This window comes from Marilutibacter spongiae (assembly GCF_014145325.1).
Taxonomy (GTDB): domain Bacteria; phylum Pseudomonadota; class Gammaproteobacteria; order Xanthomonadales; family Xanthomonadaceae; genus Marilutibacter; species Marilutibacter spongiae.
In genome coordinates this window covers 195,963-202,352 of record NZ_JACHTF010000006.1, presented here as the reverse complement: position 1 = coordinate 202,352, position 6,390 = coordinate 195,963, and the positions used below count along the sequence as shown (strand labels likewise).

5 protein-coding genes are annotated in these 6,390 nt (G+C 70.8%); all 5 read left to right on the top strand.

All coding sequences use genetic code 11. The features are described 5' to 3' along the window. On the top strand, positions 1-682 hold a 682-nt coding region (locus H4F98_RS07640; RefSeq protein WP_220479126.1), incomplete at its 5' end, for a cupin domain-containing protein. A gap of 139 nt (positions 683-821) precedes the next feature. Then, positions 822-2,741 carry a 1-deoxy-D-xylulose-5-phosphate synthase gene (gene dxs, locus H4F98_RS07635; RefSeq protein ID WP_182686406.1) on the top strand — a complete coding sequence of 640 codons (1,920 nt, stop codon included), beginning with the start codon at positions 822-824 and terminating at the stop codon, positions 2,739-2,741. Between the two features lie 88 nt (positions 2,742-2,829). After that, entirely contained in the window at positions 2,830-3,603 is a 774-nt protein-coding gene (locus H4F98_RS07630; protein WP_182686404.1) for a sterol desaturase family protein, read from the top strand. Then, positions 3,600-4,496, top strand: a complete 897-nt coding sequence (locus H4F98_RS07625; protein ID WP_182686402.1) for a fatty acid desaturase — start codon at positions 3,600-3,602, stop codon at positions 4,494-4,496. The genes H4F98_RS07630 and H4F98_RS07625 overlap by 4 nt, the downstream gene beginning before the upstream one ends. Beyond that, positions 4,496-6,388 carry an iron-containing redox enzyme family protein gene (locus tag H4F98_RS07620; RefSeq protein WP_182686400.1) on the top strand — a complete coding sequence of 631 codons (1,893 nt, stop codon included), beginning with the start codon at positions 4,496-4,498 and terminating at the stop codon, positions 6,386-6,388. The genes H4F98_RS07625 and H4F98_RS07620 overlap by 1 nt, the downstream gene beginning before the upstream one ends. Positions 6,389-6,390 lie beyond the last annotated feature (2 nt).

Sequence of the window (6,390 nt, the reverse complement as noted above, 5' to 3'; positions counted from 1 at the left end):
GCCGGTGGCCGCCGCCGCGCCCGCCGCCCCGCCGCGCCCCACGCCGACGCCTGCAGTGGCGCCGCCCCCCGTCGCGACGCCCGCGCCCGCACCGGCAGCCCGCGCCCCCGAACCCGCCACTTCGACGGCCGGCAGCCTGGCGGTGTGGCTGGTGGACAACCGGGTCCAGGGCCGCGTCCGGCTGGAACGCGGCGGGCAGACCGTCCTGATCGATGCGCCCGCCGGCCAGTACCACGCCGGCACGGCGCTCAAGCCGCTCGCGCCGCTGTTCGAGGGCCCGGTGTCGGCGAGCGACTTCCAGGCCCTGGACGATGCCGCCTGGCGTGCGGCGGTCGAGGGCGCGGGCGAGGCCCAGCCGCTGACCCGGCTCGCCTGGCTCGGCGGCCTGCTGGCCGGACAGGGCCGCGTCGTCGGCGGATACGGCATCGACAGCCGCTTCCACATGGTCAAGTGGCCCCAGACCGAGCGCGAATATCCCAAGCACTTCCGCATCTCGACCGTGATGATGAAGGGGCCGGCGACGCTGGGCGAGATCGCCGCCGCCAGTGGCGTGCCGGAGGCCGACGTGGCCGACTTCATCAACGCCAACCTGGCTACCGGCTTCGCCGAGGAGTACCGCGAGCCGGAACCCGAGGCGGACCAGGCCAAGTCGGGCCTTTTCGGTCGCCTGCGCGGACGCTGACCGCTCCGGGGCGGGCCCGGTGCCCGCCCCGCGCGCCCCGGGCAGGCATGGCGCGTTCACGCTTGCGCTTGCCCCTCCCGTTTGACCGCAGGACAATGACGGACGCGCTGCATGCCGCAGCGAGGAAGCCGTCGTCGTAATGATCGATCCGCAACGCTACCCGCGCCTGTCCCGCATCCAGGTCCCCGCCGACCTGCGCCAGTTCCCGGAAGAGGAACTGCCCGCGATCGCCGACGAACTGCGCGCCTACCTCATCGAACAGGTCGCGCGCGTCGGCGGGCACTTCGGCGCCGGCCTCGGCGTGATCGAGCTGACCGTCGCCCTGCACTGGCTGTACGACACCCCGGTCGACCGCCTGGTGTGGGACGTCGGCCACCAGACCTACCCGCACAAGATCCTGACCGGACGCCGCGACGCCATCCACACGGTCAAGCAGAAGGACGGCGTCGCGCCGTTCCCCAAGCGCGAAGAGAGCGAGTACGACACCTTCGGCGTCGGCCACAGCTCGACCAGCATCTCGGCGGCGCTCGGGATGGCGATCGCGCTGCAGCGCCAGGGCGACGACCGCAAGGTGGTCGCGGTCATCGGCGACGGCGCGATGACCGCGGGCATGGCCTTCGAGGCGCTCGCGCATGCCGGCGGCATGGGCGACGACGGCCGCACGCCCGAACCCAACCTGCTGGTGGTGCTCAACGACAACCAGATGTCGATCTCGGAGAACGTCGGCGGCGTCACCCGCATGCTGGGCCGACTCACCGGCAGCCGCACGCTCAATGCCCTGCGCGAAGGCGGCAAGAAACTGCTGGGCGACAAGCACGGCGCACCCGCGCGCTTCGTCCGGCGCTGGGAGGAGCACTGGAAGGGGATGTTCGTCCCCTCCACCTTCTTCGAGGAACTCGGCTTCCACTACACCGGCCCGATCGACGGCAACGACGTCCCGTCGCTGCTCGCGGCGATGAAGACGCTCAAGACCCTCAAGGGCCCGCAACTGCTGCACATCATCACCACCAAGGGCAAGGGCTACGAACTCGCCGAGGGCGACCAGATCGGCTACCACGCGGTCGGTCCCTTCGACCCCGCGCAGGGCATGGTGAAGAAAGCCGGCGCGAAGAAGCCCACCTACACCGACGTCTTCAGCGACTGGCTGTGCGACATGGCCGACGCCGATCCGCGGCTGATGGGCATCACCCCGGCCATGCGCGAGGGTTCGGGCCTGGTGCGCTTCAGCAAGGCCCATCCACAGCGCTATTTCGACGTCGCCATCGCCGAACAGCATGCGGTCACCCTCGCCGCCGGCATGGCCTGCGAGGGCGCCAAACCGGTCTGCGCGATCTACTCGACCTTCCTGCAGCGCGGCTACGACCAGCTGGTGCACGACGTCGCCATCCAGGCACTCGACGTGCTGTTCGCGATCGACCGCGGCGGCGTGGTCGGGCCCGACGGCGCGACCCATGCCGGCAACCTCGACCTGAGCTACCTGCGCTGCGTGCCCAACATGGTGGTGATGGCGCCCGCCGACGAGGACGAGTGCCGGATGATGCTGTCCACCGGCCACCACCACGACGGCCCCGCCGCCGTCCGCTACCCGCGCGGCACCGGCCCGGGCGTCGCCGTGCGCGACAACCTCGACACCTTGCCGATCGGCAAGGCGGAGCTGCGCCAGCGCGGTGGTCCCGTCGCCCTGCTCGCCTTCGGTGCGGTCGTGCCCGCGGCCGCGGAAGTCGCCGCGTCGCTTGGCCTGACCCTGGTCAACATGCGCTTCGTCAAGCCACTCGACCGCGAGCTGGTGCTGGACCTCGCGCGCGACCACCAGGGCTTCGTCACCATCGAGGACAACGTGGTCGCCGGCGGCGCCGGGTCCGGCGTCGCCGAGCTGCTGGCAGCCGAGGGCGTGAGCCTGCCGATCGTCCACCTGGGCCTGCCCGACGCCTTCCAGCACCACGCCAGCCGCGAGGAGCTGCTGGCCGAGTCGGGCCTGGACGCCAACGGCATCCGCGCCGCGGTGCTGGCGCGCTGGCCCGACCTGGGCACGCCGCCCCTGCAGAGCGCTTCGCGTTGAATCCACGCATGTGAGTCAGCGGCGCCCCCGCACCCGCGGGGGTGGGCACGCCGGTGCGGTCCGGCAGACATCGGGGCAGGAGCAGGCAATGGGGACATGGTTCGTCGCGCAGGATGCCTGGGTCGTGATGGCCGTCGGCGTGGCGTGGTTCAGCCTGCTCTATCTCGGCACCGGGGCCCTCTCCATGCTGCTCGCGTCCGCGATGCGCCGCCTTGGCTATGGCCGCCGCCTCGACCCGCGGCCGGTGACGCGCGTGCAGCTGCAGCGCGAACTGCGTGCGTCCGCCAGCTCGATCCTGGTCTTCGGCCTGGGCCTGGTCGTGCCCTGGGGCATGCTGCGCCTGGGCTGGGCCGGGCTCGCCGACGCGCCAACCGGCTGGCAGGTGGCCCTGGAGATCGTGTTGCTGTTCTTCTGGAACGAGCTGCATTTCTACGCCTGCCACCGGCTGCTGCACACCCGCGCGTTGCGTCGTTTCCACGCCATGCACCACCGTTCGCACGTGGCGACGCCGTGGTCGACCTATGCCTTCCATCCGGTGGAAGCCGCGATGCTGGGCAGCGTGCCGCTGCTGCCGATGCTGGTCCACGACTTCAGTTTCGCCGCGCTGATGGCGCTGCCGGTCTTGAGCATCGTGCTCAACAACCTCGGGCATGCGAACTACGAGGCCAGCGCGCACGCACCGGCGCGCGGCTGGCGCGCCGCCAGCCGGCGCCACCACCTCCACCATGCGTGCTACCACGGCAACTACGGCTTCCTGCTGGAGGTCTTCGACCGCATGTTCGGCAGCGTGCTCCCGCTCGACGCGGCGGATGCCGTGATCGCACGACAGCGCAGGGGCGGCACCGGGGAGCACGCCCCATGAGCCTGCAGCCGCTCGGGCCACTGCGCGACCGGCACGACCTGCGCAGCCTGGCCTATCTCGCGACGCAGGCACTGGCGATGGCCTGGCAATGGCACCACGGCTTCCACCCGCTGGCGTTCGCCGCCAGCCTGTTCCTGGCGGTCGGCATCACCGTCATCCACCACAACCACGCGCACCTGCCGATGTGGACGCGGCGCGGTCCCAATCGCGCGACCGACCTCGCGATCACCCTGCTGCAGGGCCACCCGACCTGCGCGATGCATCCCGCGCACCGGCTCAACCACCATCGCCACAACCACGGTCCGCGCGACGTCGCGCGGACCTGGCGATTCGGCGACCACAACCACCTGGCGGGCTGGATGCTGCACCCGCTACAGGCGCTGACCGCGGTCTATCCCCTGGTGCTGGCCTGGCTGCGCCGGATGCGCGCCCGCCATCCCGGCGCGTGGCGCTGGTATGCCCTGCAATACCTTGCCTGGATCGGCAGTTGGGCCACTTTGATCCTGCTCGACCCGGGCAAGGCCTTGCTACTGGTGATCGTCCCGCAATTGTTCGGGCTGCACTGGCTGCTGGCGGCCAACTACCTGCAGCACGCGCACGCGGACGATCGCGAACCGCTGGCCCGCGCGCGCAACTTCGAGGGCGTGCTCAATCCGTTGCTGTTCAACATCGGCCTGCACACGGCCCACCATGCGCACGCACGCGCGCACTGGTCGCAACTGCCCGGACTCCATCGCCAATACCGCGCGCGCATCGATCCGCGGCTGCTCGAGCCATCGTTCCCTGCGTACGTCGCCCGCGTGTTCCTGCTGGCGCCGTTCGTGCCGCGCTATCGTTCACGTTCGTTGCGCCTCGCCCCGGCGACTGCGCCCCGTTCCCACAAGGATTGTTGATGCCCACTGTCTTCCATCGCACCTGGCTCCAGGGCACCGGACGCTTCCTCCCCGGCGCTGCCGTCGACAACACGGCCATGGACGCCTTCATTGCGCCCCTCAACCGTATCTCCGGACGTATCAAGCGGCGCATCCTCGCCGAGAACGGCATCCAGTCGCGCCATTACGCCATCGACGCGGACGGGCGCACCGTGCATTCCTGCGCAGGCATGGCGGTCCGCGCGATCCACGACTGCCTCGCCGACGCCGGCAGCCGCCTGCCCGAGATCGGCCTGCTCGCCTGCGGCACCTCGGGTGGCGACGCGCTGATGCCCGGCTTCGCCAGCATGGTCCACGGCGAACTGGCGGCACCGCCGATGCAGGTGCACTCCAGCCATGGTATCTGCGCCTCCGGCGTGGCGGCCTGGGAAAGCGCCGCGGCGGCGGTCGAACTGGGCGCGCACGAGCGCGCACTGGTCGCGGCGGCGGAAATGCCGTCGCGGCTGTTCAAGCGTTCGCGTTACGCCGGGCGCGACTACGACGCGGACTTCGACGCCCATTTCCTGCGCTGGATGCTGTCCGACGGCGCCGGCGCCCTGCAGCTGACCTCGACCGCGCCGCGCCACGACGGCGTGCGCCTGCGCCTGCGCTTCATGCACCAGCGCTCCTTCGCCGGCGACTATCCGGTGTGCATGCAACTGGGCCTCACGCCCGACCGTGCGCGCTCGCACCTGGACTACGCCGCGTGGCGCGATGCCGAGGCCGATGGCGCGCTGTTCCTGCGCCAGGACATCCGCCTGCTGCCGCACCTGTTCGACGTCGGCGTGCACGAGTACGCCTCGCTCTGCCATGCGGGCTGGATCCAGCCCGACCGCGTCGACCACTTCCTGTGCCACTACTCGTCCGAACGCTTCGCCCCGGTGGTCGAGGAGCTGATGGCCAAGGCCGGCCTGGCCATCCCGCGCGAGCGCTGGTACAGCAACCTCACGCAACGCGGCAATACGGGCGCGGCCTCGATCTTCGTGATGCTCGACGAGTTCCGCCGTACCCACGCGCTGGAGCCGGGCGAGCGCATCCTGTGTTTCATCCCGGAATCGGGCCGCTTCACCGTCGCCTTCGTGATGCTCGAGGTGGAGGCCGCCGACGAGGCTCCCGTCGAACGCAGCGCCCCGGCCGCCACGCCACGACCGGCACCGGACATGATCGCCCCCCCGCACGATCCCGCCGACGCGCCGGCGGCGCTGCGCCACCTGCTGGGCGAGCTGGCCACGATCTGGCACGACTACCGATCGCGCGCGTGGCGCACGCCGATGATCCGAAAGCTGCGCGAGCGCCGCTTCGCTATCGAGGACTACCGGCAGTGGATGCAACACTGGATCCCGCAGGTCCGCGAGGGCAGCAAGTGGATGCGCGAGGGCGCGGCTTCGGTGCGTGCACCGTACGAAGCGCTGGCCGGCCTGATCGAGACCCACGCCGGCGACGAGCAGGACGACTACATGATCCTGTTCGAGGACTACCGCAAGGCGGGCGGCGAGGTCGCCGAGCTCGATGCCCTGCGCCGCAATCCGGGCGGCGAAGCCCTCAACAGCTACCTGCATGCACTGGCCGCGACGCCCAACCCGCTGGGCCTGCTCGGCGCGATCTACATCATCGAAGGCACCGGGCAACGCATCATCCCCGCCCTGCTGCCGCTGATGAAGGCCAGCCTCGCGCTGCCGGCCGACGCCTTCCGCTTCCTCGAATACCATGGCGAGAACGATGCCCACCACCTGGCGCGCTGGCTGCGCGCGGTCGAGATCGTGTTCGAGCACGACACCGACGGCCGCGGCGCGCGTGCGATCATCGACACCGCCCGCCGCACCGCCGAGCTGTACCTGATGCAGTTCGACCACCTCGCGATCGACCTGGAGTAGCG